This is a genomic window from Enterococcus sp. AZ067 (assembly GCF_051715005.1).
Lineage (GTDB): Bacteria > Bacillota > Bacilli > Lactobacillales > Enterococcaceae > Enterococcus_D > Enterococcus_D casseliflavus.
In genome coordinates, this window is the sequence record NZ_JBIOSY010000001.1 from 168,852 (window position 1) to 183,400 (window position 14,549).

Here is a 14,549-nt window from a genome sequence, read left to right on the forward strand (position 1 = left end):
ACATTACCATATATATTAAATAATCACATTTATTTCTCGGTAAATTAACATAAAATAAGATAAATTAACATAAAACTTGATTGAAAGCGTTTTTCTATATGTTAGAATCAAGGTGTAAATAAGCAAGGGAGGAACAAAGATGGTACACGTAAATGATGTTTCGAAAGAGAGTTGGCTGTTAAATACGTTTCCAGAATGGGGAACCTATTTAAACGAGGAGATCGAAAGTGAACTTGTGAAAGAAGGCACAGTTTCCATGTGGTGGCTAGGCTGTACGGGTATTTGGTTAAAGAGTGCGGAAGGAACCAACATTTTATGCGACCTTTGGTGCGGCACTGGCAAACGCAGTCATGGGAATGGCCAAATGAAAAAAGGCCATCAAATGATGCGGATGAGTGGTGTACAGGAAATGCAGCCTAACTTACGGACGCAGCCCTTTGTGATCGATCCATTTGAAATCAAAGGAGTGGATGCGTTAGTGGTGACCCATATTCATTCCGATCATTTAGACATCAATACCGCAGCTGCAGTCCATCAAAATTGTCCAGAAGCAAAATTCGTCGGTCCCCATGAAGTCGTTGCAACTTGGTTGAAATGGGGAATACCAGAAGAAAAAACCATCGTGGTCAAACCAGGGGATGAAGTGACCATTGGGCAGGTGAAAATCGTCGCTTTAGAAGCATTCGATCGAACCGCTCTAATTACTTGTGAAGATCCGGATACCAGCTTGAAAGGAAAAATACCACAGGACATGGATCGTATCGCAGTCAATTACTTGTTTGAGACTTCCGGTGGGGCGATTTATCACGCTGGAGATTCTCATTATTCGAATGTATTTGCTAAACATGGGAATCAGTACAAGATCGATGTTTGCTTAGGTGCATATGGCGAAAACCCGCGGGGCATCACCGACAAGGTTACTTCAGTCGATATGTTGCGGATGGCAGAATCCCTCAATGCCAAAGTAGTGATACCTGTACACTATGATATCTGGTCCAATTTTATGGCTGATCCAAAGGAGATCACTGAGATTTGGAAGTTTAAAAAAGATCGTTTGAACTATGAGTTTAAACCGTATATTTGGCAAGTTGGCGGCAAATTTACCTACCCAACGAATAAAGATGATCTTGAATTTAATTTCTATCGCGGCTTCAAAGATGTGTTTTCGGTCGATAATGATACGCCATTCCCTTCTTTTTTATAAAAGAAGGGGGGATGCTGCAAAAGCCAAATTTGAAAGGAGCAAAGGTAATGCTGCGTTATTTTTATGAAAATGAGTTGGTTGCGATCAATCATGAACAGCCCAAAGATTGGGAAGCCGCTATCTGGGCGAGTGGCGAAGGATTAAAGCAAAAGGCGTTGATCACGGATCAGTATATTGAAGATGTCATTCGGGATGTTCATCAATACGGTCCTTATATTGTGATCATTCCCAAAGTAGCCATGCCCCATTCTTCAGCAGAAAGCAAAGGTGTCTTAGGAACGGGGATCGGATTGACGATTTTTCCAGCCCCCGTTTCATTTCAAGATGATGACCCCGACAAAGAGGCGCAGTTGTTCTTTATGCTCGCTGCCAAAAACGCTGAAGCACATATGAACAATATCGCTAGTTTATCCGAAATGCTGATGGAAGAAGGGCTGGTGGAAGATTTACTAGGTGTAAAAACAATGGCAGATTTTGAAGCGGTGATGGAGAAATATGACCAAAAAGAAAGCAGGGATTAGATGGAAATGGTAGGAGATTTCTTATTGAGATGCTGGGATTACTTTGCTCAGAATATTTTGATGCAGCCAGCTTTTTTGATCGGTTTTATTGTACTGATTGGTTACTTACTATTGAAACGGCCGTTTGTTGAATGTGTTGCAGGTTTCTTAAAGGCCACCGTTGGTTACTTGATTTTGACGATTGGCTCTGGTGGATTGGTCAATAATTTCCGTCCGATCCTGGTGGGGCTTAAGGAGCGTTTTGAATTAGATGCGATGGTCACTGACCCGTATTTTGGTCAAAATGCGATCACCGCCGGCATTGAAGAACGATTTGGACGCACCTTTGGTGACACGATGCTCTTATTATTGATTGCCTTTGTTTTTAATATCTTACTCGTTCGCTTCAAAAAATATACGAAGCTGCGGGCCGTCTTCACTACTGGAAATGTGCAAGTACAGCAAGCCGCAACGGCCTTTTGGCTGCTGCTATTCTGTTTCCCAGACCTGGGTCGAATCGAAGTCTTACTTGTCATGGGCTTGATCTTAGGCTGCTATTGGGCGGTGGGGTCCAATTTGACCGTTGGCATCTGTCAAGATTTGACGGAAGGTGCTGGTTTTGCGATTGCCCATCAACAGATGTTTGGTGTTTACTTCTTTGCACGACTTGCGGAACGCTTCAAAAAGAACAAATCCAACCGCAAATTAGAAGATGTCGAACTGCCGGGTTTTTTATCAGTCTTCAATGAAAATATGGTATCGACTTCGATTTTGATGCTCTTTTTCTTCGGTATCATTTTAGTAACGCTTGGACAAGATTATTTAATAACAGCAGGATTTATGGCAGAAGGACAAAGTTTCTTATTTTATATTTTACAAACTTCACTAATGTTTGCCGTCTATTTAGCAATCCTTCAATTAGGTGTCCGCACCTTCGTTTCTGAATTGACCGAGTCATTCCAAGGAATCTCGAATACGATTTTACCAGGTGCTGTTCCAGGGATCGATATCGCCGCAACCTTTGCCTTTGGGTCGCCAAATGCCGTGACGGTGGGCTTTTTATTCGGTGCATTAGGACAATTCTTAATGATTGCTTTACTGATTTTGTTCCGTTCACCAACGATCGTCATTGCTGGGTTTATCCCACTGTTCTTTGATAACGCAGCGATCGCCGTTTTTGCCAACAACCGCGGAGGCATCAAAGCGGCTTGTCTCTTCCCATTCTTATCCGGCATTATTCAGATCGGTGGTTCGGCATTGATCGCTACTTGGGTAGGATTGTCTCAATATGGCGGCTATCTTGGAATGTTCGACTGGGCGACCGTCTGGCCATTCTTTACAGTATTGATGAAATTCTTAGGCATCATTGGTGTGGTTCTTGTAGTGGTGATCTTATTAGTGATTCCACAGTTGCAGTACCGCAGAGATCCAGAAGGGTATTTCTTGATCGTAGATGATTATGATGCGTATGTAGAAAAACAAAAATAATGAATTCTTAGGAGGAAAAGAAGATGAGAGTATTGGTATCTTGTGCAAATGGATCAGGAACAAGTTTGATGATGATGCGGAGTGTCGAAAAAGCTTTGAAGTCAGAAGGGATCACGATCACCTCTATTCATCATTGCGCGATTTCTGAAGGCAAAAGCACCGCCAAGAATTACGATGTGGTCTTTACGCCAATGAACTTTGTCAATATGTTCGATAAAGCCAAAGAAAAGGGCGTAACAGTGATCGGGGTCAGAAATGTGATGTCCCCCAAAGAAATTATTGAGCGGGTCAGAGAAGCGGGTCTTTCGAAGGAGTAGTGCATCAGGACGTGACAAGAACAAAAAGATGATCGAACAAAAGAGAGGGGAATTTCATGAGTATACCAAAACTGCAGATCGCTTGCGATCACTCCGATTTAGCTGGTGCACTGGCTGATATCAAAAAAGTTGGCGATGTGGTGGATATCATTGAAGCAGGAACTATTTTACTGTTGCAAGAAGGAGCACAGGTCCTACGCTGCTTCCGAGCGATGTATCCGGAAAAGTTGATCGTAGCAGACACAAAATGTGCCGATGCCGGTGGGACGGTCGCCAAAAACTGCCAGCAAGCTGGCGCGGATTATATGACCGTGATTTGTGCAGCAACGATCCCAACAATGAAGGCAGCGGCAAAAGAAATTGCTGAGATCCAAGTAGAATTATATGGTGACTGGACCTACCAGCAAGCACAGCAGTGGCTAGATGCCGGCATCTCACAAGCTATCTATCATCAAAGTCGTGACGCACTGTTAGCTGGTGAAACATGGGGAGAAAAAGATTTAACGAAAGTCCGTAAATTGATCGATATGGGGTTTCGAGTGTCAGTCACGGGAGGATTGAGCGTCGAGACGTTGGCTCTGTTTGCTGGCATTGATGTGTATACCTTTATCACAGGACGAGGCATCACTGCAGCTGACGATCCGCAACAAGCAGCAGTTGATTTCAAGCAAGAGATTTTACGGATTTGGGGGTAGTTTTCCATGAGTTTGATCGGTCTATATGAAAAAGCAACACCCAAAACCCTCTCTTGGTCGGAACGATTGCAGTTTGTCAAAGACCGAGGCTTCGATTTCATTGAAATGTCCATTGATGAAACCGATGAACGCTTGGCACGCTTAGAGTGGGACCAAGAGCAACGCAAAGAGATCGTCGAGGCAATCTATGCCTCGGGGATCAAAATCTTGTCTTTATGTCTCAGTGGACATCGGCGGTTTCCCTTTGGTTCGATCGATGAAAAAAAGCGCAAGCACGCGATGCATCTGATGGAAAAAGCCATTGACCTGGCTTCAGATTTGGGTATTCGCTGCATCCAATTAGCCGGATACGATGTGTACTATGAGGAAAAAAGTCTTTGTAGCCGAGAATGGTTCATTGCCAATCTAAAAGAAGCGGTCGCTAGGGCGTCTGAAAAGGGTGTCGTTTTGTCACTAGAGATCATGGATGATCCGTTTCTAAATTCTATCTCAAAGTATTTACGGATCAAGGAGCAGATCCCTTCGCCCTATCTACAAGTCTATCCAGATGTCGGGAACCTATCGGCCTGGCCAGAAAATGATGTCGGTTATGAATTAGAAAAAGGCATTTGCGAGATAACCCAGATTCATTTGAAAGATACATTGGCGGTTTCAGATAAGTTTCGAGGAAAGTTTAAAGAAGTACCGTTTGGCACTGGGTGTGTTGATTTTGATGGCTGCTTACGCACGCTGAAGCGGTTGAATTATAACGGTTCTTTTGTCATCGAGATGTGGAGTGAGACGAGCGCTGACCCGATTGCGGAAATCGAACAAGCCAAAGCATTTTTATTACCAAAACTAAAGGAGGTCGGTTACCTTGATCAATCAGCTTCAATTGATGAAAGAGCGAGTCTATCAAGCCAATAAGAGACTGCCTGAGGAAGGACTAGTAAAGCTAACTTGGGGAAATGTCAGTGAGATCGATCGAGATTTAGGGATCATCGTCATTAAACCCAGCGGTGTTGATTATCAGACGATGACGGTTGATTCAATGGTAGTTTGCGACTTAGCGGGAACGCCGAAAGAGGCGAAGGCGTTGAAGCCTTCCTCGGATATCAAAACCCATGCGCTATTGTATAAGCACTTCGAAGGCGTCAAGGCGATCGTCCATACGCATTCGACAAATGCGGTAAAATGGGCGCAAGCACAGCGAGACATTCCTGCATATGGAACGACGCATGCGGATACTTTTTATGGTAGTGTCCCTTGCACACGACCGTTACGGGCCTCTGAGGTAACGGCAGACTATGAAAAAGAAACTGGCAAAGTCATTGTCGAGACGTTTGAAAAGCGGGGATTAGATCCACTTGCATGCCCAGCTGTCCTCACAGCGGGACACGGTCCCTTTACTTGGGGGCAATCTGCGGAACAAGCGGTCAGCAATAGTATTGTTTTAGAAGAGGTCGCAGAAATGGCATTAGGTACCGAAGCTTTGACCTTGGATCGAACACCGATCGCTGATTATTTGCTGGATAAACATTATTTCCGCAAGCATGGCGAACATGCTTATTATGGACAAGGATAACGGAAAAGCAGCCATTCCTAGCGATCAAGGAACGGCTGCTTTTCTATTCGTTTTCTTCAGCGAGTGTTTTCACATAAAAGCGATCCATCGTGGTATGCTGTGCTGCCAATAGTGGCTGGCACAATGCGCGATAGCCGGCTTTTTGATAGACATGCAAGGCTGCTTCTAGAGAATGATGGGATTCTAAATAGAGTTGCCGATAACCTAGTTCAACAGCTTTGGCCTCGATCTTCGCCAGCAAGGGATAGCTGAGGCGCTGCCCTTTGGCAGCATCACTGAGATAAAATTTTTGCAGCTCGGCGATTTTCCCTTCTGAATCATAAGCGGCAAGACCACCGCCGCCTAAAAGGGTACCCGATTCATTAGTGACGACAAAATAATGGCGGCTAGCAGGATCTGCTGCATAAAATTCACTTAAGTGGTCTAACTCGGGATCAAAATAGGCAGTCCCTGGAACCGCCAACTGGTGGTCGGTCAAGCTTTTGCGAATGATAGCGGCTAAGGGCGCATCATCTTGAGATTGGATCGAACGAAATATCGGCTTCATGCAGCTCCTCCTTAAAGTGAAAGTAAATGAATAGCTATAGTGTACCACAGCATTGAGGTAGTGTTTAGTGATGATAAGAAAAGCCATCCTCGCAATGGCGCCCCTCTTTAATAAGAAAACCGCCCCTCGTTGCCGGGCTCCTAATGTGAAAAGGAGTATGGCGCAACGAGGGGCGGTTTTTGTACGTTAGTCATGGAAGCAGTAATTAGAGCGTTTCACCATTGGAGGCGATCACTTGCTGGTACCACGCAAAGGAATCTTTTTTCAAACGATTCAAGGTTCCTTTCCCGGTATTATCTTTGTCGACATAGATCATGCCATAGCGTTTCTCCATTTCGCCGCTGCCGAAGCTGACGATATCAATGATCCCCCAAGGCGTATAGCCTAATAACGGTACACCATCTTCAACTACCGCTTTTTCCATCTGTTCGATGTGCTCTTTCAGGTAAGTGATGCGGTAGTCATCATGGACTTGCTGCTCATCAGTTAGTTGATCGTAAGCACCAAAGCCATTTTCCACGATAAATAGCGGCAAGTCATAGCGTTGATAGATCGTATTTAACACATAACGCAACCCGACTGGATCGATAGGCCAGCCCCAATCAGAAGCACTGATATAAGGATTACTCACGATTTTTGCTCCTGGGATATCCTCAGTTGGTGTGCCAGCCACCTCATCAAGGGTTGAGATCGTTCCTGACATGTAATAGCTGAACCCAATATAATCAACGGTTCCCGCTTTTAATAGCGCTTGTTCCTCGGGCGTGATCTCTATCGTGATGTCTTTTTTTGCCCAATATTTTTGCACATAGGTTGGGATCTTGCCTCGTACGTGGACGTCGCTGTAAAAATAGCGCCGTTCATTGGCTTTGACGGATGCCATCAAATCAGCGGGTGCGCAAGAGTAGGGGTAGACTGGGACATAGGCCATCATACAGCCAATCTGAAACTCTGGATTGATTTTTTTGCCTTCGATCACCGCTGCCGCACTGGCAATCAACTCATTGACGCCCGCTTGAAAGACGAGTGCTTCTTTTTGACTGTCATCCTCGATGATCATGGCAGAATTGGTCCAAACGTGCAGCGGCTCTTGCCCATCTGCTTGATTATTGATCTCATTGAAGGTCATCCAATACGTTACTTTGTCACGATACCGTTGAAAAACGGTCTTAGCGAATTTGACAAAGAGGGGAATCACTGCTTTGTTAGCAAACCCACCAAATTCTTCATAGAGGGCATAAGGCATTTCAAAGTGGGACAAAGTGATCACGGGTTCGATGCCGTTTGCCTGCAATTCGTCGAAAAGATCATCGTAGTATTGGAGACCGGCTTCATTTGGTTCTTCTTCTGTTCCAGTTGGATAGATCCGACTCCAAGAAATCGATGTCCGTAGACATTTCAAGCCCAGCTCTTTGAATAACTGGATATCTTCTTTGTAACGGTGATAAAAGTCAATGGCTTCATGGTTCGGGTAATACTCTCCTTCAATGACGCCTTTGGTGATTTTACGGGGAATACCGTTGCCACCGGCCGTCATAACATCAGCGGTACTCATTCCACGGCCAGCAACATTCCAAGCGCCTTCCGCTTGATGGGCAGCGATCGCGCCGCCCCATAAAAAATCTTTTGGCATTTTTGCGGACATAAATTTCATTCCTCCTCGACTCATTCGTTTGCTTATAATTCCACTTTTTGGGAACGGTTAGAGGCGATCACGAATGGCAAATAGATCAAGACCGAAATCGCAAGACAGACGACACCGACAACCGCAGCGATCGCATTTCCTCCAGTTCCTAAAAAGAGATTAATGATTCCTGGGGTCGTCCATGGTACCCCAATCGCTGGGGTCGGCATGATCGGCCAGACAACAGTGACAAAATAACCCACCAAAATATTGACCATAGGCGTCAAAATAAACGGAATGATCATGATTGGGTTCAAGACGATCGGTAGACCGAAGATCATCGGCTCATTGATTTGGAAAATCCCTGGAACTAAAGACATCTTAGCGATCTCACGTTGTTCTGGACGTTTTGAAGCGATGAAGATCGCAATGATCAAGCCCAATGTCATACCAGTTCCGCCCATATTTGCGAACATATCATTTAAAACGCCCCAAGTTTCTTTGTAAGGAACGTCCCACAAGGAGCCGCCTTGGTTGATAAAGTCTAGGTTAGCTAGGTCCTGTTCGGTAAAAATCGCTGAACGAACCGCATTCAAAGTATTTGGTCCATGGATCCCGATCGCAAACAACGTAGTTTGCAAGAACGCCAAGATCAAGACACCGACGACATTGCCCCCCAGATCCCGCAATGGACTTTGGATCCCATTATAAATCAGTTCATTGATGCCTTCTGGTGCGATCATCAAAACTAAGAAATTGATCAAAGCAGTGACTGCCACGATGATCACGATCGGAATCATGCCAGAAAAGGAACGAGAAACTGCTGGTGGTACCATTTCAGGCATTTTGATCTGCAGTCGTTTGACTTTGAAAAGCTTCGGCAAGAATTCACCGACCAAACAAGCCACGATCATAGCTACAAACAACCCTTGGGCGCCTAAATATTGTGTGGAGATCACATTGACATCATCTACTGCAAAGGAGGTCGGGTACAAGATCATAAAGGCAGCGACACTTGTCAAACCAACTAGCGTAGCATCTGCTTGGAAATGCTTGGCTAAAAGCTGAGCAACAAGAAACGCAATAAATAAACTCATAATGTTGATGGTCCCGTTCGCCACGGAAGCTAGGACTTGCTGGGCACTTTCCAGATTCGGGAAAAGTCGATTCAGTTGAAATAATTGCACGATGAAACTCTCATTGGAAAATAAAATATTGTTGACCAAAATAACGAGAGAAGAAGCGATGGTCAGTGGGAAAATCAGCATGAACGCATCTCGAATCGCTGCTACGTGGCGTTGATTGTTCAACTTTGTTGCGATTGGTACCAACGAGCGGTCTAACAGGTCATTGAATTTTTGCATAATAATAACACCTTTCATTAATTGATGCCATCATTATAGCGAATGAAAACGACTAAAAGTAAGCGGATACGGATTCCGTACATATCTCTCAAGAAATGAAAAAAATTCCGCAGCTGGAACACAGTGTTACAAAAAAAGATGGTTCAGTAAACTGAACCATCAAGAATGGGTACGATAATCTTGCAAATAGCCGATCAGCGTTTCTAAAATCGCTACTGAAGGCAGTTGACTAGTCAAATCAAGAAAGATGTCTTTGCGTTCCTCTTTGATCGCATACTCGATCGAATAATCGCACAGGCGTGCCAACGTACTTTCCCGATTTGGGGTAATGCAGTACTTCTGCACGATCGCCTGATTGTCTAAACCGGTAATGACTTCGATCAGTTCTTTGGTTTCACCAGAGACACTCAAAAAAACCAAAACATTCTTTTGATCTTTTCGTAAAAAGCTTTTGATCGGGTAGGTCAGCTCATCAATGCTGATGCTAAAGTAACCGAGGCTGGCTAGTTTGCGGGCAACGTATTGCGCGATCGCACCAGATGCTCCCATGCCCATAAATAAGATCAAATCGGCATCCCGCATCGCTTCGGCGAGTTTTCGTATTTGGTATTCCGCATCAGGGTGGAAGATCTGCATATTCAAGCCTTTGATGCGCGCTTCTAAACCTAAGTGTTCAGGATGCGCATCAAAATGGGCTTTTTCTAAATGATTTTTGATATAGAAGCGAAATTCTGGAAACGACTGAAAGCCGACTTTTTGAATAAAACGAAAGACCGAAGTCGAAGAGACATGGGCATCATCGGCAATGTCGCGCACGCGCATATACGGGATCTTTTCTAAGTGATTGACGATAAAACGGTAGATTTCTTGTTCTACCGCAGAGAGCTTGTTCAAGTTTAATTGTTCAAAAAGCGCCATGCTGGTTCCTCGCTGTCCTAGATAATCAATTTACACCAGTATAGCATATCCGAACTTTTAACGGTGTAGCTGTTGGTGGATCTGATAGACTGCGCCGATCAAGCCGGCGTCGTTTTTCAGCTTCGCTGGACGAACAGGTGCGATGGTTTGTCCGCGCAAATAATTGATCGCTTCATGCCGTGTTTCCGTGATCGTCAAGCGAGCCTGCAGGCGTTCCCAGAAATAAGGATTGGCACTGATGCCGCCGCCGATCAATACCAATTCTGGGTCAAAGCAGCTGATCAAATTGATCAGCCCTACAGACAGATCCGTCAGAAATTGGTCCGTCAGCTTCAGCGCCAACGCTTCGCCTTGCTGCGCGCGGTCAAAAATCTCTTTGGCGTCTTGGGTGGGTTCAAAGCCAGGAACTGCTGCCCCGGCTAAATTGTAGAGACGAATCAAGCCGCCCACGACGGCAGTTTTTTTATTGATGGAACTTTCCTCGATATTGCCTTCTTCTGGCAGCTGATCGATCACCATCCAGCCAAATTCACCAGCCATGCCATGAGCACCTCGGTAGACTTGATTATTGATCACGATCCCACCGCCTACACCAGTGCCTAGGACTAGACACAAATAGTTGGCAGCCTCTTGCGCATTGCCGATCCATTTTTCAGCGATCGCTGCTGCATTGGCATCATTTTCCACCGCCACAGGCAACCCTGTACGCGCTTCCAAGACTGCTTTGAAATTTTCGCCATATAACGATTTGATGGCACCCGCAGTTAACATAAAGCCGTCTTTTTGAACGATCCCCGGGGCGCTGATCCCAATGCCATCAATCGTGTGGCGGCTCTGGGCATCTTCGATGATCGTGAGTAGATCCTGATAAAACTGGGCTGGATCATAGCTAGTAGGGATCGCAGATTTTTCAAGGATCGCTCCGGTTTCATCCAAAACACCATATTTAATACTTGTTCCGCCAATATCAAATCCTACGTACATTCTTCTTCCTCACCTTCTAAAACATTGTTGCCTTAAGTGTACCATCTGGCAGGAGGAATTTTTTTCTTTTTTTAGCTATTTTTTGCCTGCCGTTTCCGCTGCATCCAAATAAAACAAAATGTCACTTTTGCCTTCCTGATTGGTTCCTTTGTACACTTCCGTATCCAGACCTCCGATACGAAAGCCTGCTTGCAAGTAGAACAGACAGGCAGAAGGATTGTTGTCCTGCGCTTGCGTGTAGATGCCGCGATAGCCTTTGGCAAGGGCCGCTTTCAGTGCCTGTTGGATCAGCAGTTGACCGACTCCTTGCTTACGGTAGTCTGTGTTGACCTTTAAGTCATAGAGGTACAGATACTTGAAAAAAGCGTCTTGAACAATCGCTAAGCCGATGCATTTTCCATCATCATAAGCACCGATAAACAGACTGTTTCGGCTCATTTCGTCATAGCAATAATTTTCATCTGGGAAACGCATCGTCTGAATGTCTTTAGTTGCAAACTTACAGATTGTGTACTGCCAGTTGCCCTCATTATAAGACGGCAACATTTTCCCCCATAAGGAGAAGGGTTCGTTTTTCAAGCGAATGTCAGCTTGATGTTTTTGATCGATCCGTTTGATTTCTAGCATGGGACACCTCGATTTTCTATAGATTCTCTTAATTATTAATGACTGGATAAGCGCCATTGTTTTTTCTAGTTTCCTACGATCTGTTGAATTCGATGCATTTGCGTCATCACAATAATGGATTTTTATTGGTCATCTCATGGTATTCTTCATGAGAAGACCCTCGAATGTTTTTGGCTTCCTAAAAAACGCGGATCAATGCGCAACATTCTATTCAAAATCAATAACATCTAATTCTTTGATTTGGTTAGTATTTTTTCTTTCATAGGTCATTGGAGCGCGACATGAAATAGGGTTTAATGGTGTTGTTAGCGTTATCATAAAAAGGAGGATGTAACATGAATGGATTTACAGAACGAATAGAGAAAATCGTTTCCCCCGCTGCTTCTTGGCTAAACAACAACAAAGTGATCCAAGCCATCTCAAAAGGGTTAATGATGTCTATGCCTATCATCATGGTAGGCGCAATTGCTTCGATTTTTCAAAATTTTCCCTTGGCAGCGTATCAATCTTTTCTTTCCGATTCTTACTTTGGTCAATTATTGACAACGATCGTCAATGTGACCACGAATATGTTAGCGGTTTATGTGGTGGCAGCGATCAGTTATACCTATTGTAAAATTTTAGGAAATTCTGATGGATTTATTTGTTCCTTATTAGCTTTGATGAACTTTTTCTTATTGACACCCATGATCGTTATTGGTGAAGGATTTGCTGCAACAACGAATCTACCGATTGAATGGTTAGGGGCAAAGGGACTGTTTACGGCAATGCTCGTTGCCATTTTGACAACCAGATTATTTGATCTCAGTGTCAAGAAAAATTGGACGATCAGACTGCCTGAATCAGTACCTCCCTTTGTATCAAAAGCATTTGCAGCTATTGTTCCTGGTTTTTTGATGGTGATTCTTTTTGGATTGATTGCATTTCTATTTTCATTGACACCATACAATGATGTCCATCATACCATTTATTCACTGATTCAAGAACCACTAGGCAATATCGGAAATAATGTTTGGACAGCGGCGCTTATTTATTTTCTCTCTGGTTTGTGTTGGTTCTTTGGTATCCATGGGATTGCAGTGATTGGGGTAGTGATGCCAATCTGGATCGCAGCCGATGCAGCGAATATTTCTGCGCTGGCTGCAGGAGAGGCAGCTCCTAATATTATTACCTTCTCATGGATCAACATTGTTTCTTCACCAGGAGGCGGAGGTGCAACGATTGGGTTAATCGTATTAGCGACCTTTTTCAGCAAAAGTCAGCGTTATCGATCAATGGGAAAGATTGCGTTTGTCCCCTCTTTATTTAATATAAACGAGCCAGTCATTTTTGGTTTTCCAATGGTATTGAATGGCTTGATGGCGATTCCATTTATTTTTACCCCGGTAATCAATATTTTGTTCGGTTATGCCCTAACAGTCATGGAGATTCTCCCACCGTCAAACGGTGCTGGTTCCATGGGGATGCCTATCTTCTTAAATGCACTTCTTAATGGCGGTTGGCGTCTATTGGCCTTTCAGATCGTAGCGACCCTGTTATCGATTGCGATCTATTATCCGTTCTTTAGAATATTGGATCAAAAAGAATACCAACTAGAAAATCCCGATCCAAAATAGTTCATAAGATACCCACAATCCACTTTCATGGGTTGAGGGTATCTTATTGATCGCTATGAGGGGACATCGTTTCTAGCCGTTGCTGACTTGCCAAGCGATAATCCCGAGGTGTCATCTGCGTTTGAGTATAAAATTTTTTATAAAAAAAACTGAGATTATGGTAGCCAACTTCTTCAGCGATGTTCTGAATCGTTTCATCTGTATAGGACAATAGATACTTGGCTTTTTTGATCTTTTGCGCCACGACCAACTCTTGGTAGCTACTGCCCGTGTGATCTTTTAGCAATTTAGAGATGTAATTTGGATGATAGCCAAAAAGATCTGCAATGCGTTGCAGCGTACAGTCCGCAGCATGATCGGCGATATATTTTAAGATCGGTAAGATGATCGTATGATCGGATCGGTCAAAACGTTCATTCGTGGTCACGTGATCTAATCGGCGAATCAAGGTAGTTAAGAATAAAAAGAGGTACGATTTCAACATTTCCGCAGTATAGCTATCATTTCGAAAATATTCGATCAACATTTGTTCCATCAAGCCGTGAAGCTCTTGCGGAACGATGGAGCGAAAAAGCAAAAAATTTTCCTGTTGGTTTTCTGATAGCGCTTGAATGATGAATTGTGACAAGATACTATGCTCCGATAAGCGATTTAAAAAAGAATCAGTGAAGAACTGTTTTTGCAAAACGATATTGATGATGATGTCTTCTTCTTCGACCTCATAAAGCGTGTGGACGATGTTGGAGTCTAAAAGACAAAAATCTCCCTCCGTTAATTCATACGTTTTATCTATAAAGACTTGTTTACAACTTCCACGATAAACATAAGTCATTTCAATATGATCATGCTTATGTAGGGGAGGATTACTAAAGCGCGTATGTTGAACAAACTCGATCGTACTATTTTTAAAAAGGCTGCGCTTGTCATTCGCAAAAAATTTATTGTTATGACCGGCATTCATCAAGTTAAACGTAGGGATCTCTTCATCAAAGCGTTGGAAAAACGGGGCACTCTTTTTCGGCTGTTGTTGATAATTCAATTCACTTTCCGTCATGGAAAAAAGCAATTCGCGCAACTGCTGTATATTCATACACACAACTC

15 protein-coding genes are annotated in these 14,549 nt (G+C 43.8%); 8 read left to right on the top strand and 7 right to left on the bottom strand.

Features of this window, described 5'->3' with window-relative positions; all coding sequences use genetic code 11:
• Positions 1–139: 139 nt before the first annotated feature.
• Genes ulaG through araD form a run of 7 tightly spaced genes read left to right on the top strand, consistent with a single transcriptional unit; the run spans position 140 to position 5,768 of the window.
• The gene (gene ulaG, locus IGI82_RS00785; protein WP_016609054.1) at positions 140–1,204 is read left to right on the top strand and encodes an L-ascorbate 6-phosphate lactonase; all 1,065 of its coding nucleotides are present in this window, start codon (positions 140–142) and stop codon (positions 1,202–1,204) included.
• Positions 1,205–1,251: 47 nt separating this feature from the next.
• Positions 1,252–1,725 (top strand): PTS sugar transporter subunit IIA, encoded by a 474-nt coding sequence (locus IGI82_RS00790; RefSeq protein ID WP_438841694.1) that lies wholly within the window; start codon positions 1,252–1,254, stop codon positions 1,723–1,725.
• Positions 1,726–3,192, top strand: a complete 1,467-nt coding sequence (locus tag IGI82_RS00795; protein ID WP_016609056.1) for a PTS ascorbate transporter subunit IIC — start codon at positions 1,726–1,728, stop codon at positions 3,190–3,192.
• Between the two features lie 23 nt (positions 3,193–3,215).
• Complete coding sequence (locus IGI82_RS00800) at positions 3,216–3,509, top strand: PTS sugar transporter subunit IIB (RefSeq protein ID WP_008376531.1); 294 nt, start codon at positions 3,216–3,218, stop codon at positions 3,507–3,509.
• 56 nt (positions 3,510–3,565) lie between these two features.
• On the top strand, positions 3,566–4,204 hold the full coding sequence (locus IGI82_RS00805) for a 3-keto-L-gulonate-6-phosphate decarboxylase UlaD (RefSeq protein ID WP_010748564.1): 639 nt from the start codon (positions 3,566–3,568) through the stop codon (positions 4,202–4,204).
• A gap of 6 nt (positions 4,205–4,210) precedes the next feature.
• Positions 4,211–5,110 (top strand): L-ribulose-5-phosphate 3-epimerase, encoded by a 900-nt coding sequence (locus IGI82_RS00810; RefSeq protein ID WP_010748565.1) that lies wholly within the window; start codon positions 4,211–4,213, stop codon positions 5,108–5,110.
• Complete coding sequence (araD, locus tag IGI82_RS00815; RefSeq protein ID WP_016609058.1) at positions 5,082–5,768, top strand: L-ribulose-5-phosphate 4-epimerase AraD; 687 nt, start codon at positions 5,082–5,084, stop codon at positions 5,766–5,768. Before IGI82_RS00810 ends, araD begins: the two co-directional genes overlap by 29 nt.
• 43 nt (positions 5,769–5,811) lie before the next feature.
• Here the strand turns inward: araD and IGI82_RS00820 are convergent, their stop codons facing one another.
• The 6 genes from IGI82_RS00820 to IGI82_RS00845 all read right to left on the bottom strand — a co-directional run bounded on the left by IGI82_RS00820 (position 5,812) and on the right by IGI82_RS00845 (position 11,832).
• Entirely contained in the window at positions 5,812–6,315 is a 504-nt protein-coding gene (locus IGI82_RS00820; protein WP_010748567.1) for a GNAT family N-acetyltransferase, read from the bottom strand.
• 205 nt (positions 6,316–6,520) lie between these two features.
• Complete coding sequence (locus tag IGI82_RS00825) at positions 6,521–7,960, bottom strand: 6-phospho-beta-glucosidase (RefSeq protein WP_311776540.1); 1,440 nt, start codon at positions 7,958–7,960, stop codon at positions 6,521–6,523.
• A gap of 32 nt (positions 7,961–7,992) precedes the next feature.
• A complete protein-coding gene (locus IGI82_RS00830) occupies positions 7,993–9,303 on the bottom strand; it encodes a PTS sugar transporter subunit IIC (RefSeq protein WP_008376519.1) in 1,311 nt (436 codons plus the stop codon).
• A 159-nt stretch (positions 9,304–9,462) separates the two neighbouring features.
• Positions 9,463–10,221, bottom strand: a complete 759-nt coding sequence (locus IGI82_RS00835; protein WP_010748570.1) for a MurR/RpiR family transcriptional regulator — start codon at positions 10,219–10,221, stop codon at positions 9,463–9,465.
• Between the two features lie 57 nt (positions 10,222–10,278).
• Positions 10,279–11,205, bottom strand: a complete 927-nt coding sequence (locus IGI82_RS00840; RefSeq protein ID WP_115231543.1) for an ROK family protein — start codon at positions 11,203–11,205, stop codon at positions 10,279–10,281.
• A gap of 75 nt (positions 11,206–11,280) precedes the next feature.
• Entirely contained in the window at positions 11,281–11,832 is a 552-nt protein-coding gene (locus IGI82_RS00845; RefSeq protein ID WP_438841695.1) for a GNAT family N-acetyltransferase, read from the bottom strand.
• A gap of 335 nt (positions 11,833–12,167) precedes the next feature.
• Here IGI82_RS00845 and IGI82_RS00850 point away from each other — a divergent pair, with 335 nt between their 5' ends.
• Positions 12,168–13,448: a PTS sugar transporter subunit IIC gene (locus tag IGI82_RS00850; protein ID WP_271771497.1), complete on the top strand. Its 1,281-nt coding sequence runs from the start codon at positions 12,168–12,170 to the stop codon at positions 13,446–13,448.
• 43 nt (positions 13,449–13,491) lie between these two features.
• Here IGI82_RS00850 and IGI82_RS00855 read toward each other — a convergent pair whose 3' ends face one another.
• Positions 13,492–14,538, bottom strand: coding sequence for an AraC family transcriptional regulator (locus tag IGI82_RS00855; protein WP_375819218.1), 1,047 nt, complete (start codon positions 14,536–14,538; stop codon positions 13,492–13,494).
• Positions 14,539–14,549: the final 11 nt, after the last annotated feature.

Coding starts and splice junctions, on each gene's coding strand:
- ulaG (WP_016609054.1), top strand. CDS start 140: ATGGTACACGTAAATGATGTTTCGAAAGAGAGTTGGCTGTTAAATACG.
- IGI82_RS00820 (WP_010748567.1), bottom strand. CDS start 6,315: ATGAAGCCGATATTTCGTTCGATCCAATCTCAAGATGATGCGCCCTTA.
- IGI82_RS00805 (WP_010748564.1), top strand. CDS start 3,566: ATGAGTATACCAAAACTGCAGATCGCTTGCGATCACTCCGATTTAGCT.
- IGI82_RS00800 (WP_008376531.1), top strand. CDS start 3,216: ATGAGAGTATTGGTATCTTGTGCAAATGGATCAGGAACAAGTTTGATG.
- IGI82_RS00845 (WP_438841695.1), bottom strand. CDS start 11,832: ATGCTAGAAATCAAACGGATCGATCAAAAACATCAAGCTGACATTCGC.
- IGI82_RS00810 (WP_010748565.1), top strand. CDS start 4,211: ATGAGTTTGATCGGTCTATATGAAAAAGCAACACCCAAAACCCTCTCT.
- IGI82_RS00855 (WP_375819218.1), bottom strand. CDS start 14,538: ATGAATATACAGCAGTTGCGCGAATTGCTTTTTTCCATGACGGAAAGT.
- araD (WP_016609058.1), top strand. CDS start 5,082: ATGAAAGAGCGAGTCTATCAAGCCAATAAGAGACTGCCTGAGGAAGGA.
- IGI82_RS00830 (WP_008376519.1), bottom strand. CDS start 9,303: ATGCAAAAATTCAATGACCTGTTAGACCGCTCGTTGGTACCAATCGCA.
- IGI82_RS00835 (WP_010748570.1), bottom strand. CDS start 10,221: ATGGCGCTTTTTGAACAATTAAACTTGAACAAGCTCTCTGCGGTAGAA.
- IGI82_RS00850 (WP_271771497.1), top strand. CDS start 12,168: ATGAATGGATTTACAGAACGAATAGAGAAAATCGTTTCCCCCGCTGCT.
- IGI82_RS00840 (WP_115231543.1), bottom strand. CDS start 11,205: ATGTACGTAGGATTTGATATTGGCGGAACAAGTATTAAATATGGTGTT.
- IGI82_RS00825 (WP_311776540.1), bottom strand. CDS start 7,960: ATGTCCGCAAAAATGCCAAAAGATTTTTTATGGGGCGGCGCGATCGCT.
- IGI82_RS00790 (WP_438841694.1), top strand. CDS start 1,252: ATGCTGCGTTATTTTTATGAAAATGAGTTGGTTGCGATCAATCATGAA.
- IGI82_RS00795 (WP_016609056.1), top strand. CDS start 1,726: ATGGAAATGGTAGGAGATTTCTTATTGAGATGCTGGGATTACTTTGCT.